We start from the raw sequence: 18,355 nt of genomic DNA on the forward strand, positions 1-18,355 counted from the left end.
GGGGTATCAACATATCTGGCGTTGATTTTTGGCACGCTGTTGAGTTCTCAAGGAACGGACGCTTCCTTTGTACTCACCCTCTCGGGCTTTCCTCCGGGCGCTTCCCTTCGGTCTTGCGTTTCCGACTCTATCAGACCGTTTCCGTATCCGATTTCCTCGGCGCTTTCCAGGTTTTCGCTTTCGCGTTTCCCTTTCCGGCGAGTCCGACTCTATCAGATCCTTTCGGGCCTGACTCCCAGTCAGCGGGGTTTGTCATCGCGACTGTTGGGCCGTTCCGACGAGTGAGACATTAGCGGATTCCGGACTCCCGAGCTAATCGGGGTGGCGCTCTTTCGAACGCGGAATCCTCATTTCGCAAACATGCATGAAAACGAGCCGACGACGAGTCGTCGATCGTTGGATGCTGGTGCGGAATGGCTGTCCGGGGACGACCGGAGTCGGCTCTCACGTCGGACAACTCGGAGAACACTACGGACGGGCACGGGCCGTGTCAACCGAGGCCCCGACGGGCCACCCGAGGCGTACGCTGACGTCCATGACTACGCGTACGTGCGCCCAGCAGTGGTGGGCCGCCTGACGGCGGCCGTACACACGTATGTACTCAACGGCCGCCGCCTCGGCGGCCGTTCTTGTTTCCCTCCTGGGGAGCCGGCCGACGGGTGCGGCGGCCTCGACCAGGAGGTTGAGAGATGACGCGGATCTTCAGCGGGGTCAAGCCGACCGGGCATCTGACGCTGGGGAACTACCTGGGTGCCGTACGCCGCTGGGCGGAGGTCGACCAGCACCGGGCCGAGGCCCTCTTCTGCATCGTGGATCTGCACGCGCTGACCGTGGACCACGATCCGGGGCGGGTCCGCAGGCTCAGCAGGCAGGCGGCCACGCTGCTGCTGGCCTCGGGGCTCGATCCCGAGCTGTGCACCGTGTTCGTACAGAGCCATGTGGACGAGCACGCCCGGCTGTCGTATCTGCTGGAGTGCGTCGCGACCGACGGCGAGATGCGGCGGATGATCCAGTACAAGGAGAAGGCCGCGCTGGAACGGAATCGTGGCGGGAGCGTGCGGCTGTCGTTGCTGACCTATCCCGTACTGATGGCGGCCGACATCCTGGCGTACGGCACCGACGAGGTTCCGGTCGGGGAGGACCAGACACAGCATGTCGAGCTGACCCGGGATCTGGCGGTGCGGTTCAACCAGCGCTACGGGCATACGTTCGTCGTGCCCCGGGCGACCCGGCCGGAGGTCGCGGCACGGGTCATGAACCTTCAGGAGCCGACGTCGAAGATGGGGAAGAGCGACGACGTGGGGCCCGGTGTCGTCTATCTCCTCGACGAGCCGGACGCCGTACGGAAGAAGTTCATGCGCGCGGTGACGGACAGCGGACAGGACGTCGCGTACGACCCGGAGGAGCGGCCCGGGGTCTCGAATCTGCTGGAGATCCTGGCGGCGTGCGAGGGCGGGGACCCCGAGACCCTCGGCGGTACCTATACGTCGTACGGCGCTTTGAAGAAGGACACCGCCGACGCCGTGGTCGAGCTGCTCAGGCCCGTGCAGGAGAGGCACCAGCGGCTGTGCGCTGACCCCTCCTATGTGGAGGGGGTGCTGCGGGACGGTGCGCGGCGGGCCAGGGAGACGGCGCGGCCGAGAGTGGACTCCGCGTACGAGGCCATCGGCCTGCTGGCGCCTTCGGCGGGATAGGCGCGGGCCGGATAGGCGCGGGTCGGACCACCGGAGGGCCGGACTACCGGAGCCGAAGAGCCGGGCCGGTGGTCGTCCTCGGCTCCGGGCCGGCTCCCGGGACCGAGGACGGCTCGGTGCCGGGGCCGGTCGGAGCGGAGTGGGCGCGTCAGCTGTTGCCGGAGGCGAGTTCGCGACTGCGGTCGCGGGCCGCTTCCAGCGCGGCGATGAGTGCGGCGCGTACGCCGTGGTTCTCCAGCTCGCGGATCGCGTTGATCGTGGTGCCCGCGGGAGAGGTGACGTTCTCACGGAGCTTGACCGGGTGCTCGCCGCTGTCGCGGAGCATCACGGCGGCGCCGATCGCGGACTGGACGATCAGGTCGTGGGCCTTGTCGCGGGGCAGGCCGAGCAGGATGCCCGCGTCCGTCATGGCTTCGACCAGGTAGAAGAAGTACGCGGGTCCCGAGCCGGAGAGCGCGGTGCAGGCGTCCTGCTGCGACTCGGGGACGAGCAGGGTCTTGCCGACCGCGCCGAAGATCTCCTCGGCGTACGCCACGTGCTCGGCGGTGGCGTGGCTTCCCGCGGAGATGACGGACATGGCCTCGTCGACGAGGGCGGGCGTGTTCGTCATGACGCGGACGACGGGCGTGCCCGCGGCCAGCCGCTCCTCGAAGAAGGAGGTCGGAATGCCCGCCGCGCCGCTGATGATCAGACGGTCGGCGGGGATGTGCGGGGCGAGTTCGTCCAGCAGGGCGCCCATGTCCTGGGGCTTGACCGTGAGGATCAGGGTGTCCGCCGTCTTCGCCGCTTCGGCGTTGCCGACCGGGGTGACGCCGTGGCGTTCCTGGAGTTCCTTGGCCCGCTCCGGCCGGCGGGCGGTGACCAGGAGATCGGTGGGGGCCCAGCCGGCTCGGATCATTCCGCTGAGCAGGGCTTCGCCGATCTTGCCGGTGCCGAGGACTGCGACTTTCTGAGGCATGGTGCGGGTGCCCTCCGGGAGTTGAGTCGTCCGTGTTCATCCTCCCACCGGGATCATGGGGGCGGGCGGGATGTCCGGTGGGCGGACGGAGGGCCGGCCGCCCCCGCCGCCCACGGCCGAAGGGCTCCGCGGCGGACACGGCCTACGGCGTCCTGCGGCGCAGGGTCGCCGCTCCGAGCCCCAGGACCAGCAGCGCGCTGCCCGCGACGATCAGCACGTCGCGCACGAAGGTCGCGGTCAGATCGGTGTGCCTGAGGACCTGGTTCATGGCGTCGACCGCGTACGACATCGGGAGGACGTCGGAGATCGCCTCCAGGACGGGGTGCATGTCGGAGCGCGGGGTGAACAGGCCGCACAGGAGGAGCTGCGGGAAGATCACCGCCGGCATGAACTGGACGGCCTGGAACTCGGAGGCGGCGAATGCCGAGACGAAGAGGCCGAGGGCCGTGCCCAGGAGGGCGTCGAGGAGGGCCACCAGGAGCAGGAGCCAGGGGGAGCCGGTGACGTCCAGGCCGAGGGCCCAGACGGCGAGTCCGGTGGCCAGGGCCGACTGGACGATCGCGAGCGCGCCGAACGCGAGGGCGTAGCCGGCGATGAGGTCGCCCTTGCCCATGGGCATCGCGAGGAGGCGTTCGAGGGTGCCGGAGGTGCGCTCGCGCAGGGTCGCGATCGAGGTCACCAGGAACATCGTGATCAGCGGGAAGATCCCGAGGAGGGACGCGCCGATGGAGTCGAAGGTGCCCGGGCTGCCGTCGAAGACGTAGCGGAGCAGGACCAGCATCACGCAGGGGACGAGGATCATCAGCGCGATGGTGCGCGGGTCGTGCCGGAGCTGGCGCAGGGCGCGGGCCGCGGTGGCCGTCGTGCGGGAGAGGTTGAGCGCGCTCGGGCGAGGCGCGGGGGCCGGCTGTCCCGGGGCGGCGTGGGGTTCGGGCGCGGCGGGCGGAGTGGGGCTGGTGGCCGCGGTGGAACTCATCGTGCGGTCTCCTCGCGGGAGTCGGGGCCGGGGAGCGGGGACGTCGTGGCCGGCGCGGGCCGGCGTGCGGTGGCGACCGCCTCGTCCACGAGGTGCAGGAAGGCGGCTTCGACGGTGTCCGAGCCGGTCCGTTCGCGCAGGGCTTCGGGGGTGTCGTCGGCGAGGATCCCGCCCTCGCGCATGAGCAGGAGCCGGTGGCAGCGCTCCGCCTCGTCCATGACGTGGGAGGAGATGAGGAGGGTCGTACCGCGCTCCTCCGCGATGGAGTGGAAGAGGCTCCACAGATCGCGGCGCAGGACGGGGTCGAGGCCGACGGTCGGCTCGTCGAGGACGAGGAGTTCCGGGGCTCCGAGGAGGGCGACGGCGAGCGAGACGCGGCTGCGCTGGCCGCCCGAGAGGTTGCCGGCGAGGGAGTCGGCGTGGGTGGTGAGGTCGACGTCGGCGATGACGCGGGTGACGTCCGCGTGGCGGCGGTCGGCGGCGGCCCGGCCGGGGTCGAGGATCGCGGCGAAGTAGTCGAGGTTCTGGCGGACGCTCAGGTCGTCGTAGACGGAGGGCGCCTGGGTGACGTACCCGATGCGTGAGCGCAGTGCGGCGGCGCCCGCGGGGAGGCCGAGGACGTCGAGGGTGCCGCCGACCTTGGCCTGGGTGCCGACGGTCGCGCGCATCAGGGTGGACTTTCCGCAGCCGGAGGGGCCGAGCAGGCCGGTGATCTGGCCGCGCGGAACGGTGAAGTCGAGTCCGTGCAGGACGGTGCGGGTGCCTCGGACGACCGTGAGGCCTTCGGCGCGGACGGCGGGCGGGGAAAGGGGCACGGGTGTTCCTGTGGGGTCGGGCGGACGAGGACGAATAATCATCACGCGATGAATATTCCTCTCGCGGGGTACGCGGGTCAAGGGCCGCGCGGGACCGGTACGAGGGGGCGTACGGCGGGTGGCTCAGGCGTGCGGCGGGTGGCGCGGGCATGCGGGGCGGGTGGCGCGGGCGTGCGGCGGCGCGAACGGAACGCGATCGTCCGCGGCGCCTCCGCATCACGCGCTCCCGCATTCGCGTGACGCGGCCCCGGAGGTGCTGCGCGGCCAACGGGCTTACCTGACAATGGATTTCACTGCGCGATACGGCCCCGTGCCGTGTCGCCAGGGCCGCCGTGCCCTCCCCCGGCACGGCACCCACGCATCTCCCGCTGTCGACCGGAGGTGCTGTCGTGATGCGCAAGGCCGATCTGTTCGCGTCCCTCGTCGTCTTTCTGGTGGCGTTGCCCCTGTGTGTCGGGGTCGCCATAGCGTCCGGTGTACCGGCCGAACTGGGGCTGGTGACCGGAATCGTCGGCGGGCTGGTCGCCGGGGCGCTGCCCGGAAGCAGTCTCCAGGTGAGCGGCCCCGCCGCCGGGCTGACCGTGCTCGTGTACGAGGCCGTGCGGTCGTACGGGGTCCAGGCGCTCGGCGTGCTGGTGCTCGGGGCCGGGCTCGTGCAGCTCGGGCTCGGGGTCCTCCGGCTCGGGCGGTGGTTCCGGGCCGTGTCGGTGGCCGTCGTGCAGGGGATGCTCGCCGGGATCGGGCTCGTGCTGATCGCGGGCCAGGTGTACGCCATGGGCGACGCGACGGCACCCTCGGGCGGGCTCGGGAAGCTCGCCGGGCTGGTGTCGCTGGCCGGGGCCGCCGATCCCGTGGCGCTGGCCGTCGGGGGCGCCACCGTCGCCGTACTGCTGCTGTGGCCGCGCTGGCGGCGGGGCGCGCGGGTGGTGCCGGCGCCGCTGCTGGCGGTGGCGCTCGCCTCGGCCGTGACCGGGGTCTTCGGCCTGGCGGTGCGGCGGGTCGAGATCCGGGGGCTTTTCGACGCCGTGCGGCCGCCGTCCACCGCGGATCTGGGCCGGCTCACGGAAGTGGGCGTGATCGGGACGGTGCTGGCGTTCGCGCTGATCGCCTCGGCGGAGTCGCTGTTCAGCGCGGCGGCGGTGGACCGGCTGCACCAGGGGCCGCGTACCGACTACGACCGGGAGCTCATCGCGCAGGGCGCGGGCAACGCCGTGTGCGGGATGCTCGGGGCGCTGCCCATGACCGCGGTGATCGTGCGGAGCGCGGCCAACGTGCACGCGGGAGCGCGGACCAAGGTGTCTCGGGTGCTGCACGGGGTGTGGCTGCTGCTCTTCACCGCCGTGGTGCCCGCGGTGCTCGGGCTGATCCCGGTGGCGGCGCTGGCGGGGCTGCTGGTGCACGCGGGGTTCAAGCTCGTGCCGGTGCGGGAGGTGCGGACGCTGTGGCGCGGGCATCGCGGTGAGGTGGTCGTGCTCGCGGTGACCGCGGTGGCGATCGTGCTGGGGAACCTGTTCGAGGGGGTGCTGGCCGGGCTCGCGCTCGCCGTGGCCAAGACGGCCTGGGACATCAGTCATGTGCACGTGGAGACGGAGGACCGGGGCGCCGCGGGCCTGGTCGTACGGGTGGCGGGCAACGCCACGTTCCTGCGGCTGCCGAAGCTGCTGGACGCCTTGGAGGCGTTGCCCCGCGACCGTGTCGTACGGCTGGAACTGGCCGGGCTGCGGCATGTGGACCACGCGTGTGCGGCGGCCCTGGACGCGTGGGCCGCCGGGCGGGATCAGGGACGGATCGCCACCAGCAGCTCCACGACGTAGGTCTCCTCCACCAACCCTTCGGGAAAGGCCTGGAGGAGGTGGTCGCGTTCCTCGGCGAAGAAGGCGCCGGTGGCCTCCTCGCCGAGGACCAGGAAGTGCGAGTGGCTGCCGATGTTCGCGAGACGGGTGTCGACCGGGACGCGCCGGCTCCAGCGGACCCGGCGGTGCTCGAAGGTGAGGGTCCCGCTGGGGTCGGCGGCCAGGGAGTGCGCGGGGTCGGCGGAACCGTGGCTCCTCTCCGCCTTCAGGTCCTTCTCGTCCAGGCCGAGGAACCGTCCGGCGCGCCGGGCCGCCGCCTCGATCCACGGGACGCCGAGCGCCTCGGTGTTCCACCACAGGGCGAGCGCCCCGCCGGGACGCAGGACGCGCAGGGCCTCCGGCACCGAGCGGCGCGGTTCGGTCCAGTGCCAGGACTGGGCGTAGGTGAGGAAGTCCGTCGAGGCGGTCGCGAGGGGCAGGGCGTCGCCGCTGCCCCGCACGATCGGGATGCGGGGGTGGACGCGGCGGAACTCGGCGGCCATGCCAGGGCCGGGCTCCACGGCGAGGACGTCCGCGCCCCGGCCGTGCAGCAGCCCGGTCGAGATGCCGGTGCCGGCCCCTACGTCGGCAACCCTGGCCCCGCTCAGCGACCGGCCGGCCAGGTCTTCCACGGCGTCGAAGAGGGCGGGCGGGTACGAGGGGCGGTTGGCGGCGTACTGCGCCGCGGCACTGTCGAAGGAGCGCGCACGCGCGGCGTGCCGGGCGGCTCCGGAGGAGCTGGAGGGCGAGGGCGACGAGGAAGGCGTCATGGGGTCATGATCGCGGGCGGCGCGGGACCCGGGTAGGGGGTTTTCCGCCGCGGCGGCCGGACGTGGTCGGGCGCGGCGGCGCTTCTTCGTGAGGCCGGGGCTGGCGCGGCGGCGCTCCTCCGCGGGAGCCGGTCAGGCCCGGCGGTGCTTCAACGCGGGACCCGGTAAGTCGCGGCGCCGCCCCTTCGTCGAACTCCGGTCAGGCGGGGCGGGCGCTTCTTCGCCGGAGCCGGTCAGGCCCGGCGGCGCTTCAACGCGGGACCCGGTCAGGCGCGGCGGCGTTTCTTCGCGGGGTTGCCGGCGCGGCGTGTGGTGCGGCGGATGTACTGCTCCTTCGCCGTCTCGTACTCCGCGCGGTGCAGCTTCTCGCCCGGGGCCTCGGTGAGCGAGCGCAGGGAGTAGGCGAGGAGGGAGCCGACGAAACCGATGGTGAGCAGTCCGCGCAGCTTGGCCCGGCGTTCGGGGTCGGGCCGCTTGGAGAAGGACTCCCAGGTGTGGCCGAACGCGAGCGCGGTGCACACCGCGAACATCACCACGACCATCACGGTCACGAGTGTGCCCACGTTCCCGATGGTCAGGCCCTCGTAGGCGAAGCGGAGCACGAAGCAGGAGGCCACCGCGGCGACCGGCGAGCCGACGGCCACGCCGATCCGGCGGGCGGTGTAGCCGCCGTCGTGCTCCACCCAGGTCGTCCCGAAGAACCGCAGGGGCTCGGGCTGGGGCCCCGCGGGGGTGCCGGTTCCGGTGCTGTTCTCGTCGCTCACCGGACGATTATCGCCCCGGGCGACGACCCGCCCCACCGCCGTGGGTGCCCCGGAGCCGGGGAGACGGTCAGGAACACTTGGCGGCGACGTAGCCGTCGCTGCCGGTCTGGACGTAGGCGTCGGAGACGAACTGTCCGTTCGAGATGTTGTCCCAGATGTTGCTCGTCCCGTACGGGCCGGCCACGGACTCGCCCGGGCACTGGCAGTAGATCGGAACGCTCGAACCCGCCGGCAGCGTGCGGACGACGCTGAAGTGCGTTCCCGGACCACTGCGGACGTTGACGTTGTGGCCCGGCGCGAGCGGGTAGGTGCGCAGCGCCTGGGCAGTGGCCGACATGCCGTCCGCCGCCGCTGTCGAGTCCGTGATCACAATGTCTTCCGTGGCCATGTCTCTGTCCCCCGTTGATTGATTCACGCCAACTTGTGGCTGCGCGCCGAGGCTAGCAAGCCGCCGAGGTTTCGCACGAAGGATCGACTAGGCTCTGCGCGTCGCGCATGCGGTCGAACCCACGGGGGTGAGTGATGCCGCCACAGCGCAGCACTGGTACGGACTCGGAAGCGGAACATCCGCGCTATGCCGGGCAGTACCTGCTGGAGGCGAGACTGGGCTCCGGTGGCATGGGAATCGTGCATCTGGCGCGGTCCGCCTCCGGGTTGCGGCTGGCCGTCAAGGTCGTGCACGCCGAGTTCTCGCAAGACCCCGAGTTCCGGGGGCGGTTCCGTCAGGAGGTCGCGGCCGCGCGACGGGTCAGCGGTGCCTTCACCGCGCCCGTGGTGGACGCCGACCCCGACGCCGCACGCCCGTGGATGGCGACCCTGTTCATCCCGGGACCGACCCTCGCCGAACACGTGAAGCGGAACGGCGCGCTGCCCACGGACCGGTTGCGCCACCTGATGGCCGGACTCGCCGAGGCCCTGCGCGACATCCACCGGGCCGGGGTCGTCCACCGCGATCTCAAGCCCAGCAACGTCCTGCTGGCGGAGGACGGGCCGAAGGTCATCGACTTCGGCATCTCGCGCCCCGCCGACAGTGAACTGCGGACCGAGACGGGCAAGTTGATCGGCACTCCGCCGTTCATGGCGCCGGAGCAGTTCAGCAGACCGCGGCATGTCGGGCCGCCCGCTGACGTGTTCGCCCTCGGGTCGGTGATCGTGCACGCGGCCACCGGGAGCGGGCCCTTCGACTCGGACAGTCCCTATCTGGTCGCCTATCAAGTCGTGCACGACGAGCCCGACTTGACCGGGGTGCCGGAGGAACTGCTCGATCTGGTCGCGCGCTGCCTCGCCAAGGAACCCGAGGACCGGCCCACCCCGGACGAGCTGATGACCGCGCTGCGCTCGGTCTCGGCCTCGTACGACACCCGGGCTTTCATCCCCGAACAGCGCACCGGCAGAGGGGAGTCGGCCGTACCGGAGCGGGCCTCGCGTCCGCGGATGCGGCGTGAGCGGCCGGAGGGCGCCGAGGACCGTACCCATGTGGCCGCCCGGAAGCGGGGCGGCAGGCGCCGGGGTCTGCCCGCGCTCGTCGCGGTCGCCGGGCTCGCCGTCGTCGCCGGTGTGGTCGTCGGCGCCTTCGGTCTGCCCGGCGCGTCGCAGAGCCCGGCGGCGGAACACCACGCCGCTCTCCCGCCCGGGCACACCTTCCGGCCCTGGAGTCGCGATCTGAAGACCTCCGGCTCCGAAGCCGCGGGTCAGACGCAGTGCACGGACACGCCCCGAGCCCTGCTCTGCGTCCGGCCCGGAGTCCTCGCCGCCGCGATCGATCCGGACAACGGCGAAGTGCTGTGGTCCCGGAGCGACACGGGGACCGCCAGCGCCTACTCCACCCCGGCCCCGGTCCTTTCCGGCGGGCTCCTGCTGGTCGGCAGCGGGGACGGGCGGCGGCTGACGGCGCTGGACCCCGCCACGGGCGCGACGCGCTGGACCCGGGACGTCGAACGCTACGACGGCCGGATCGACCACGTCGACGGCGTGGTCCTGCTCATCGCCCCCGACTCGAAGGTCATCGCGCTGGACGCCGCCACGGGCAAGGAGAAGTGGCGTCACACCGTCCCCGGTATGCACCTCCCCCAATTCCACTCGTTCGGTGACGGGGTCGCCTACGCGGTCTCGACGCCGACGGCGACCGAGACCCGGGTCGCCGCCGTGGACCCGCGGACCGGTTCCACGACCTGGCAGCGGACGATGAACGGGCAGCTCGGCATCGTGGCCGCCCACGACGGAGCGGTCTGGTTCACGTCGACCACCACAGACCAGTACACGGACGCCGTACTGCGTTACGACGTGGCGCAGCGCCGGCTCCACCGCACCGCGCTGCGGGTCCAGCAGGCCCAGGCGCAGGTGGCGGTACGGGGGGACGTCGCGTATCTGCTGGGGAACGACGGTTCGCTGGTCGCCGTGAACACCAGGACGTCGAAGCAGCTGTGGCGGGTGGAGACATCGGTCAGCAAGGCGTCCGCCCCGGTCGTGGCCGGACGACGCCTCTACCTCACCGCGGTGGACGGACGTCTCATCGCCGTCGACGCCGACCGGGGCGCCTTGCTCGGCCAGACCGAGCCACGGGCGGGCGGCACCCGGGGCTCGCTCGTCAGCGCGCTCCCGGCCCCCCTCACCGCCGGCACCCGCGTCTACGCCACCGCCCCCGACGGCACCCTCTTCGCGGTCGACGGGCGGGATCCCTCGGGCTGGTGAGACGTGAAGGGGGCCGTCCCGGCAGGAACGGCCCCCTTCACGGCTTCGCGAGGACGGGCGGGCTAGCCGAGCTTGGAGACGTCGCGCACCGCGCCCTTGTCCGCGCTCGTCGCCATCGCCGCGTAGGCGCGCAGGGCGGCGGTCACCTTGCGCTCGCGGTTCGCGGGGGCGTAGACCCCGTTCAGCGCCTCGCGGCGGGTGGCCAACTCCTCGTCGGAAACGAGCAGTTCGACGGAGCGGTTGGGGATGTCGATGCGGATGCGGTCGCCGTCGCGGACGAGCGCGATGGTGCCGCCGGACGCGGCCTCGGGAGAGGCGTGACCGATCGACAGGCCCGAAGTGCCGCCGGAGAAGCGGCCGTCGGTGATCAGGGCGCAGGTCTTGCCGAGGCCGCGGCCCTTGAGGAACGAGGTCGGGTAGAGCATCTCCTGCATACCGGGGCCGCCCTTGGGGCCCTCGTAGCGGATGACCACGACGTCGCCGTGGGTGATCTGCTTCTTGAGGATCTTGTCGACGGCCTCGTCCTGTGACTCGCAGACGACCGCCGGGCCCTCGAAGGTCCAGATGGACTCGTCGACACCGGCCGTCTTCACGACACAGCCGTCGACGGCGAGGTTGCCCTTGAGGACCGCGAGACCGCCGTCCTTGGAGTAGGCGTGCTCGGAGGAGCGGATGCAGCCGCCCTCGGCGTCCTCGTCGAGGGCCTCCCAGCGCTCGGACTGGGAGAACGCCTCGGAGGAGCGGACGCAGCCGGGGGCCGCGTGCCACAGCTCGACGGCCTCGGGCGAGGGGGAGCCGGCACGCACGTCCCAGGTCTTCAGCCAGTCCGACAGGGACGGGCTGTGGACGGAGTGGACGTCCTCGTTGAGCAGACCCGCGCGGTGCAGTTCGCCGAGGAGGGCGGGGATGCCGCCGGCGCGGTGCACGTCCTCCATGTAGTACGTGCGGTCCTTGGCGACGTTCGGGGCGACCTTGGCGAGGCACGGCACCCGGCGCGAGACCTCGTTGATCTCGTCCAGGCCGAAGGGGACGCCGGCCTCCTGGGCGGCGGCCAGCAGGTGCAGGATCGTGTTGGTGGAGCCGCCCATGGCGATGTCGAGGGCCATGGCGTTCTCGAAGGCCGCGTGGGTGGCGATGTTGCGCGGCAGGACCGACTCGTCGTCCTGGTCGTAGTAGCGGCGCGTGATGTCGACGACCGTGCGGGCCGCGTCCTCGTACAGGCCCTTCCGGGCGGTGTGGGTGGCGAGGATCGAGCCGTTGCCGGGCAGGCTCAGGCCGATGGCCTCGGTCAGGCAGTTCATGGAGTTGGCGGTGAACATGCCGGAACAGGAGCCGCAGGTCGGACAGGCGTTCTCCTCGATACGGAGGATGTCCTCATCCGAGATCTTGTCGTTCACGGCGTCGGAGATCGCGTCGACCAGGTCGAGGGTGCGGACGGTGCCGTCGACCAGGGTGGCGCGGCCGGACTCCATCGGGCCGCCGGAGACGAAGACCGTCGGGATGTTCAGGCGCAGGGCGGCCATGAGCATGCCGGGCGTGATCTTGTCGCAGTTCGAGATGCAGATCAGGGCGTCGGCGCAGTGCGCCTCGACCATGTACTCGACCGAGTCCGCGATCAGGTCGCGGGAGGGCAGCGAGTACAGCATGCCGCCGTGGCCCATCGCGATGCCGTCGTCGACCGCGATCGTGTTGAACTCGCGGGCGATGCCGCCGGCGGCCGTGATGGCCTCGCCGACGATCCGGCCGACGGGCTGGAGATGGGTGTGGCCCGGCACGAACTCCGTGAAGGAGTTGGCAACCGCGATGATCGGCTTCCGTCCGATGTCCGCACCGGGTACACCGGAGGCGCGCATCAGGGCACGTGCGCCCGCCATGTTGCGGCCGTGGGTGACTGTGCGGGACCTCAGCTCGGGCATCGTCGCTCGCTCCTTCGGGAGATAAGACTGAAGTCGAGCGTACGCCGGTGCTCCAGGATCCGGACAGGGTGTCCGTATCGCGGACCGCATGTCTCGCCCAGCGGCTGTGTCCGCACGGCGTCCGCGCAGGTCGGCGGTGTTCACCGGGGCAGGGCCGGCTTCACTCGCTCATGGGTTCGTCAGGTGTCCTTGCACCACGGGGGCCACCTTGACCACGATGCGCTCCAGGTCCGCCGAGGCCAGCGGCTCGACCTTGATCACGTAGCGCAGCATCGCGACCCCGACCAGCTGGGCCGCCGCGAGCTCCGCGCGCAGCTCCGCGTCCGGGAGGTCGAGCCGGCCGGCGACGCGGCGCAGCAGCTGGGCGGCGACCAGGCGGCGGAAGACGGCGGCCGCGGCGTCGTTGTTCACCGCCGAGCGGACGATCGCGAGCAGCGGGGTACGGCTCGTGGGGTTCTCCCAGATGCCGAGGACGAACCGGGTCAGCCGTTCGCCGACGCCTTCGAGGGGGCCCTCGACGAGCTTGTCGGGCGCGTCGAGCGCGGGGGCGAAGGCGACCTCGATGGCCGCCTCGAAGACCTGTTCCTTGGTGCCGAAGTAGTGGTGCACGAGGGCCGAGTCCACGCCGGCGGACTTGGCGATCCCGCGGATCGAGGTCTTCTCGTAGCCGCGCTCGGAGAACTCCTCGCGGGCCGCCTCCAGGATGCGGTCGCGGGTGGCGGGGCCCGCCTCCGTCTGGGTACGGGTGGGTCGTCCCCGGCCGCGGCGGGGGGCGGCGTCCGTCATCCGCGGGGCACCTTGACCGCCGCGGCGAGGTGGAGCCGGGTGAAGGCGAGGGCCTCGGCGAGGTCGGCCTCGCGCTCCGCGCTGGACATCGCCCGGCGGGTGTTGACCTCGATGACGACATGACCGTCGAAGCCGGACAGGGCGAGGCGGTCCAGGAGTTCGGCGCAGGGCTGGGTGCCGCGGCCCGGGACCAGGTGCTCGTCCTTGCTGGAGCCGTTGCCGTCGGCGAGGTGGACGTGGCCGAGGCGGTCGCCCATGCGGTCGATCATCTGGAGGGCGTCGGTGCGGGCGGTCGCGGTGTGGCTGAGGTCGATCGTGAAGTGACGGTAGTCGTCCTTCGTCACGTCCCAGTCGGGGGCGTACGCGAGCATCTCGCGGTCGCGGTAGCGCCACGGGTACATGTTCTCGACGGCGAACCGCACGTCCGTCTCGTCGGCCATGCGCCAGATCCCGGTGACGAAGTCACGGGCGTACTGGCGCTGCCAGCGGAACGGGGGGTGGACCACGACGGTGCTCGCGCCGAGCTTCTCCGCGGCGGCCTTCGCGCGCTGGAGCTTGGTCCACGGGTCGGTGGACCAGACGCGCTGGGTGATCAGCAGGCAGGGCGCGTGGACGGCGAGGATCGGTACGCGGTGGTAGTCGCTGAGGCGGCGCAGCGCGTCGATGTCCTGGCTGACGGGGTCGGTCCACACCATGACCTCGACGCCGTCGTACCCGAGGCGTGCGGCGATCTCGAAGGCCGTCGCGGTCGACTCCGGATAGACGGAGGCCGTGGACAGCGCGACCTTCGCATCCGGGATGCGCACCACTGGTTCTGCCACGAGGGACAGCGTACGGGGTGCGTACGGCGGAGTCCGGGGCGCCCACTCGCCGTGGGGGCGGGGGTCGTCGGCGGGTCTCCCCCGCGGCGGGCCGAGCACGCCGTTCCCCGCGCCCCCTTCGGGGCGACCGGCCCCACCGGCGTCCCACCAGGCCCTGCGGGGCGGCACCCACCCGCCGTGGGGGCGGGGGTCGTCGGCGGCTTTCCCCTACAGGGGGCTGAGCGCGCCGTTCCCCGCGCCCCTTCAGGGCGCCTTGGTATCCGGCGTTCCGCGCGCCCCCTCGGGGTGCTTGCGCGGGGTCCTGGTCGTCTCTCTACTCCGAGGCCATCTGGTCCAGGCGGCGCAGGATGACGCCCTCGCGCAGGGCCCAGGGGCAGATTTCCAGGGTTTCGACGCCGAAGAGGTCCATCGCGGCCTCGGCGACCAGGGCTCCGGCGAGCAGCTGGCCCGAGCGGCCCGGGGAGACGCCCGGCAGCTCGGCGCGTTCGTCGGCCGTCATGGACGCGAGGCGGGGGACCCAGTCCTCCAGGGAGCGGCGCTTGAGCTCGCGCTGGACGTACAGGCCGTCGGTGGAGCGGGCGGCGCCGGCGATCCGGGCGAGCTGCTTGAACGTCTTGGAGGTGGCGACCACGTGGTCCGGGGCGCCGAACCGGCTGAACTCCCCGACCGTCCGGGCGATCTGGGCCCGTACGTGCCGGCGCAGCGCCCGCACGTCCGCCGGGTCCGCCGGGTCGTTGGGCAGCCAGCCCGCGGTGAGCCGGCCGGCGCCGAGCGGCAGCGACACGGCCGCGTCCGGCTCCTCGTCCATGCCGTACGCGATCTCCAGGGAGCCGCCGCCGATGTCGAGGACGAGCAGCTTGCCCGCCGACCAGCCGAACCAGCGGCGGGCCGCCAGGAAGGTGAGCCGTGCCTCCTCGGCGCCGGTGAGCACCTGGAGATCGACGTCGGTCTCCGCCTTCACACGGGCGAGCACCTCGTCGGCGTTGCCCGCCTCGCGCACGGCGGACGTGGCGAACGGGAGCAGGGCCTCGACGCCCTTGTCCTCGGCGGCCTCCAGGGCGTCCTGGACCGTCTCGATCAGCTTGTCGACGCCTTCGGGGTCGATCGCGCCGTTCTCGTCGAGCAGTTGGGCAAGCCGCAGATCGGCCTTGTGCGAGTGCGCGGGGAGCGGCCGGGCGCCGGGGTGTGCGTCCACCACCAGCAGATGCACCGTGTTCGAACCCACGTCGAGGACACCGAGTCTCATGTACGGAACGCTACTGCCAGCAGGGCGGTTCACGTGGGGCGGGGCGAAAGCCCACGTCGAACGGTGACCTGCGGGCGGGCGGCGGAGCGTCCCCGGCGGGGGCGGAAGCGACTTACCCTGGACACGTGCCAAAGACGAAAAAGGCGAAGTCCGACAAATCGGCCACCGACTCCCCGCAGGCGAAGGCCGCCAAGCCCAAGAAGCCTGTGAAGAAGGGCGACGAGAAGGGGCTCGACTTCGCCCGCGCATGGGTGGAGTTCCCGGATCCCGCCGATGACGAGCAGGTGTTCCGGTGCGATCTGACCTGGCTGACCTCCCGGTGGAACTGCATCTTCGGGAGCGGCTGCCAGGGCATCCAGGCGGGCCGCGCCGACGACGGCTGCTGCACCCTGGGGGCCCACTTCTCCGACGAGGACGACGAGAAGCGGGTGGCGGGGCACGTGGCCCGGCTCACGCCGGAGATCTGGCAGCACCATGACGTGGGCACGGAGACGGGCTGGGTGTCCAAGGACGAGGACGGCGACCGCCAGACCCGCCCGTACGAGGGGTCCTGCATCTTCCAGAACCGTCCGGGATTCGCCGGCGGCGCGGGCTGCTCGCTGCACATCCTGGCCGTCAAGGAGGGCCGCGAACCGCTGGAGACCAAGCCGGACGTCTGCTGGCAGCTGCCGGTGCGGCGCACGTACGAGTGGATCGACCGGCCCGACGACACCCGGGTGCTCCAGGTCTCCATCGGCGAGTACGACCGGCGCGGCTGGGGACCGGGCGGCCACGACCTGCACTGGTGGTGCACCTCGGCGACCTCGGCACACGGCGCCGGTGAACCGGTGTACGTCTCGTACCGCCCGGAGCTGATCGAGCTCATGGGCCAGGCGGGATACGACCGTCTGGCCCAGCTGTGCGAGGAGCGGCTGGCCTCGCAGCTGCCGCTGCTGGCACCGCACCCCGCGGATCCGGTGGACTGAGTCCACGACCGGGCGCAGTACGCGTGGGCCCGGGCCTCAAGGTGGCCCGGGCCTCAAGGTGGACTCGGGCCTCAAGGTGTGCCGGTTCCCGGGTCACCGCCGTCGTCCGGCGGTGCCGATGAGGTGCCCGGGTCCGGGGTGGACGAGGCGGTGGCCGTCGGTGTCGGGTCGGACGCGGTCGGGGACGGGTCCTCGCTGGGGCTCGCGGCCGGGCTGGAGCTCCCTCCCGAGGGGGTCGGAGCGCCGGTGGTGGGGTCCGGTCCGCCGCCGGGCCGGGGCGAGCCGGCCTTTCCGTACCCGGTGATCGTGACCACCGCGCCCGCCGGGGCGATCGCCACCCGCGCGGTCCAGCGGCCCGCGGGCTCGCGCAGGTGGTCGACGTACACCTTGACCGTCAGCGACCGGCCCGGATCGAGTGTTCCCGAGGACTGGCTGAGGTAGAGCCAGGACACACCGGTGCGCGCGGACCAGCGGACCGGGGCGCTGCCGGACGCGGTCAGCGTGACCAGGGTCGTGTCGCCGCTGGTCCTGGCCGCCACCGCGAGATGTCCGGGGGTGGTTCCGCGGGCGCTGACGACCTCGACGGAGACGTCCGAGGAGCCGCCGCCCCCGGTGAAGCCGGAGCCGGGTCCCGCGCTGGCGTTCCCGGCGTTCTCGTAGCCGCCCGCCTGTCCGCCGTTCAGACCCTCGGAGTCCTGGGCCCCGCTCGTACTGGCCGGACGGCCGTCCACGCCCTCGCCGGTCAGGGGCGCGCCCCGGTACGCGGCCCACAGGGCGAGGACGGGGGCGGCGACGACGGTGGCCACGATGGTCGTCGTGACCGCACGCGCGCGCAGACGGTCTCTTCGGGCCGCGTGGTCCTTGGGGTCCATCGGGAAGCCGCGCCGGTCGAAGCGCGGAGCGCTGCCCCGCGCGCGCGGGGAGTGCGCCATCGCGGTGCGCAGGTCCGCGTGCGGGGCCTGGAGCACGGGAAGCGCCGCGGGCGTGACGCTGGTGCCGGGCCAGGCGCCGGGAACCGCGCGTTCGGCGGTGCGGCGGCAGCGGGGGCAGTCGTCGACGTGCCGGACCAGCTCGCCGCGCAGGGTGGTGCTCAGGACGAGCCGGCTGTCGCCGGTGAGTCGGGCCACGCTGGGGCAGGCGCCGGTCTCCACGACGGCGAGGGCGGCGCGGGTGCGTTCGACCTCGCAGGCGGCGGAGGCGAGCAGTTCGCGGGCCACGGTCAGGTCCATGCCGAGGACCGCGGCGACCTCGTGGGCGGCGAGCTGGTGGCGCACCGCGAGTTCGAGCGCCTCGCGCTGTTCCGGGGTGGTGCCGGCGGCCTCCGGCCAGGCCAGCAGACCCAGTTCGCGGCGCCGGTGGTCCTGGATCTCCTCGGACACGGAAGGGGCGCTCAGCGCCTCGGCCGCGCGCCGGTCGGCGGCGGCCTTGAGCGCACGGTCGGGGGCGGCCCCTTCCCGGGGCCCTCCCGGGGCTCCGTGGGAGTCGCCCGCGCGGGGGGTGTACCGCCCGGAGGCGTGCGCCGCCTGCCGCTTGCGCCGGGCCTCGGTGAGCTTGCGCAGACAGGACCAGCGGGCGAGCGCGTAGAGCCAGGCCCTGCGGTCGCCGGCGGCCTCCGGGCCCCGCGGGCCGCGCCGCTCGGCGAGCGCGAGGGCGTCCCCGAGGGCGGCGGTGGCCGCGTCGTGGTCGCACAGCACGGACAGGCAGTAGGTGAACAGACCGTCCAGATAGGGCTCGTAACGCGCGGGGGGACGCTGGACCAGCGTGCGGGGGGTCGCGCCGCGGGACACGGCCGCCCACTTGCGCGCGGTTCCGTGCGCCCGGTGTGCGCCGGTGGTGTGCGTTGAGGTCTCCGGACTGCTGCTCATCACCCGTGCGACCGTAGGTGCCCGGGGCCAGGCCCTTCCTCCCCCTTGAGCACATTTAATCCGTACGGGTGAAACGATCCCTCATAAGAGGACAGGAACCCCCGACCCCTGGCCTGGGCCGTCACCGGCCGCGATGGCACTCCATGGCAGATGGGACGGCTCCGGGTCCACGCGGGGCCCGGTCGCGCGGGGGTGGGACGGGGGCACGGGGGCTCGCGGGGAGCCCGCGGGGAGGCCATCGAAGCACGGCCTAGGG

The 18,355-nt window shown here is 72.4% G+C and carries 15 protein-coding genes; 4 read left to right on the plus strand and 11 right to left on the minus strand.

Annotated elements, in window-relative coordinates; all coding sequences use genetic code 11:
* The first annotated feature begins 689 nt into the window (after nt 1-689).
* Complete coding sequence (gene trpS / locus ACZ4AA_RS26385; RefSeq protein WP_467607805.1) at nt 690-1,694, plus strand: tryptophan--tRNA ligase; 1,005 nt, start codon at nt 690-692, stop codon at nt 1,692-1,694.
* A gap of 148 nt (nt 1,695-1,842) precedes the next feature.
* On the opposite strand, the gene proC is transcribed toward trpS, so the two are convergent.
* From proC to ACZ4AA_RS26400, 3 genes are all read right to left on the minus strand, one after another.
* Complete coding sequence (gene proC / locus ACZ4AA_RS26390) at nt 1,843-2,652, minus strand: pyrroline-5-carboxylate reductase (protein ID WP_467607809.1); 810 nt, start codon at nt 2,650-2,652, stop codon at nt 1,843-1,845.
* 142 nt (nt 2,653-2,794) lie between these two features.
* Complete coding sequence (locus ACZ4AA_RS26395; protein WP_467607814.1) at nt 2,795-3,628, minus strand: ABC transporter permease; 834 nt, start codon at nt 3,626-3,628, stop codon at nt 2,795-2,797.
* A complete protein-coding gene (locus ACZ4AA_RS26400; RefSeq protein ID WP_467607817.1) occupies nt 3,625-4,485 on the minus strand; it encodes an ABC transporter ATP-binding protein in 861 nt (286 codons plus the stop codon). The genes ACZ4AA_RS26395 and ACZ4AA_RS26400 overlap by 4 nt, the downstream gene beginning before the upstream one ends.
* A 350-nt stretch (nt 4,486-4,835) precedes the next feature.
* Here ACZ4AA_RS26400 and ACZ4AA_RS26405 point away from each other — a divergent pair, with 350 nt between their 5' ends.
* Nucleotides 4,836-6,257 (plus strand): SulP family inorganic anion transporter, encoded by a 1,422-nt coding sequence (locus ACZ4AA_RS26405; protein WP_467607819.1) that lies wholly within the window; start codon nt 4,836-4,838, stop codon nt 6,255-6,257.
* On the opposite strand, the gene ACZ4AA_RS26410 is transcribed toward ACZ4AA_RS26405, so the two are convergent.
* The 3 genes from ACZ4AA_RS26410 to ACZ4AA_RS26420 form a co-directional block, all read right to left on the minus strand.
* Nucleotides 6,221-7,045: a class I SAM-dependent methyltransferase gene (locus tag ACZ4AA_RS26410; RefSeq protein WP_467607823.1), complete on the minus strand. Its 825-nt coding sequence runs from the start codon at nt 7,043-7,045 to the stop codon at nt 6,221-6,223. The two genes, ACZ4AA_RS26405 and ACZ4AA_RS26410, sit on opposite strands and share 37 nt — an antisense overlap.
* Before the next feature lie 266 nt (nt 7,046-7,311).
* Nucleotides 7,312-7,809 carry an EamA/RhaT family transporter gene (locus ACZ4AA_RS26415; protein ID WP_467607828.1) on the minus strand — a complete coding sequence of 166 codons (498 nt, stop codon included), beginning with the start codon at nt 7,807-7,809 and terminating at the stop codon, nt 7,312-7,314.
* A 67-nt stretch (nt 7,810-7,876) separates the two neighbouring features.
* A complete protein-coding gene (locus ACZ4AA_RS26420) occupies nt 7,877-8,197 on the minus strand; it encodes a peptidase (RefSeq protein ID WP_467607830.1) in 321 nt (106 codons plus the stop codon).
* A gap of 134 nt (nt 8,198-8,331) precedes the next feature.
* Here ACZ4AA_RS26420 and ACZ4AA_RS26425 point away from each other — a divergent pair, with 134 nt between their 5' ends.
* Complete coding sequence (locus tag ACZ4AA_RS26425) at nt 8,332-10,500, plus strand: serine/threonine-protein kinase (RefSeq protein WP_467607834.1); 2,169 nt, start codon at nt 8,332-8,334, stop codon at nt 10,498-10,500.
* 62 nt (nt 10,501-10,562) lie between these two features.
* Here ACZ4AA_RS26425 and ilvD read toward each other — a convergent pair whose 3' ends face one another.
* The 4 genes from ilvD to ACZ4AA_RS26445 all read right to left on the minus strand — a co-directional run bounded on the left by ilvD (nt 10,563) and on the right by ACZ4AA_RS26445 (nt 15,269).
* A complete protein-coding gene (ilvD, locus tag ACZ4AA_RS26430) occupies nt 10,563-12,416 on the minus strand; it encodes a dihydroxy-acid dehydratase (RefSeq protein WP_467607838.1) in 1,854 nt (617 codons plus the stop codon).
* 168 nt (nt 12,417-12,584) lie between these two features.
* Entirely contained in the window at nt 12,585-13,202 is a 618-nt protein-coding gene (locus tag ACZ4AA_RS26435; protein ID WP_467607841.1) for a TetR/AcrR family transcriptional regulator, read from the minus strand.
* Entirely contained in the window at nt 13,199-14,023 is an 825-nt protein-coding gene (locus ACZ4AA_RS26440) for a sugar phosphate isomerase/epimerase family protein (RefSeq protein WP_467607844.1), read from the minus strand. The genes ACZ4AA_RS26435 and ACZ4AA_RS26440 overlap by 4 nt, the downstream gene beginning before the upstream one ends.
* A gap of 313 nt (nt 14,024-14,336) precedes the next feature.
* On the minus strand, nt 14,337-15,269 hold the full coding sequence (locus ACZ4AA_RS26445; RefSeq protein WP_467607847.1) for a Ppx/GppA family phosphatase: 933 nt from the start codon (nt 15,267-15,269) through the stop codon (nt 14,337-14,339).
* 125 nt (nt 15,270-15,394) lie between these two features.
* Between ACZ4AA_RS26445 and ACZ4AA_RS26450 the strand changes: the two genes are divergently transcribed.
* Nucleotides 15,395-16,234 (plus strand): DUF3109 family protein, encoded by an 840-nt coding sequence (locus tag ACZ4AA_RS26450; RefSeq protein ID WP_467607850.1) that lies wholly within the window; start codon nt 15,395-15,397, stop codon nt 16,232-16,234.
* Nucleotides 16,235-16,305: 71 nt separating this feature from the next.
* Here the strand turns inward: ACZ4AA_RS26450 and ACZ4AA_RS26455 are convergent, their stop codons facing one another.
* Nucleotides 16,306-18,102, minus strand: a complete 1,797-nt coding sequence (locus ACZ4AA_RS26455; RefSeq protein ID WP_467607854.1) for a BACON domain-containing protein — start codon at nt 18,100-18,102, stop codon at nt 16,306-16,308.
* Nucleotides 18,103-18,355: the final 253 nt, after the last annotated feature.

Source organism: Streptomyces sp. NPDC024698, from assembly GCF_055559015.1.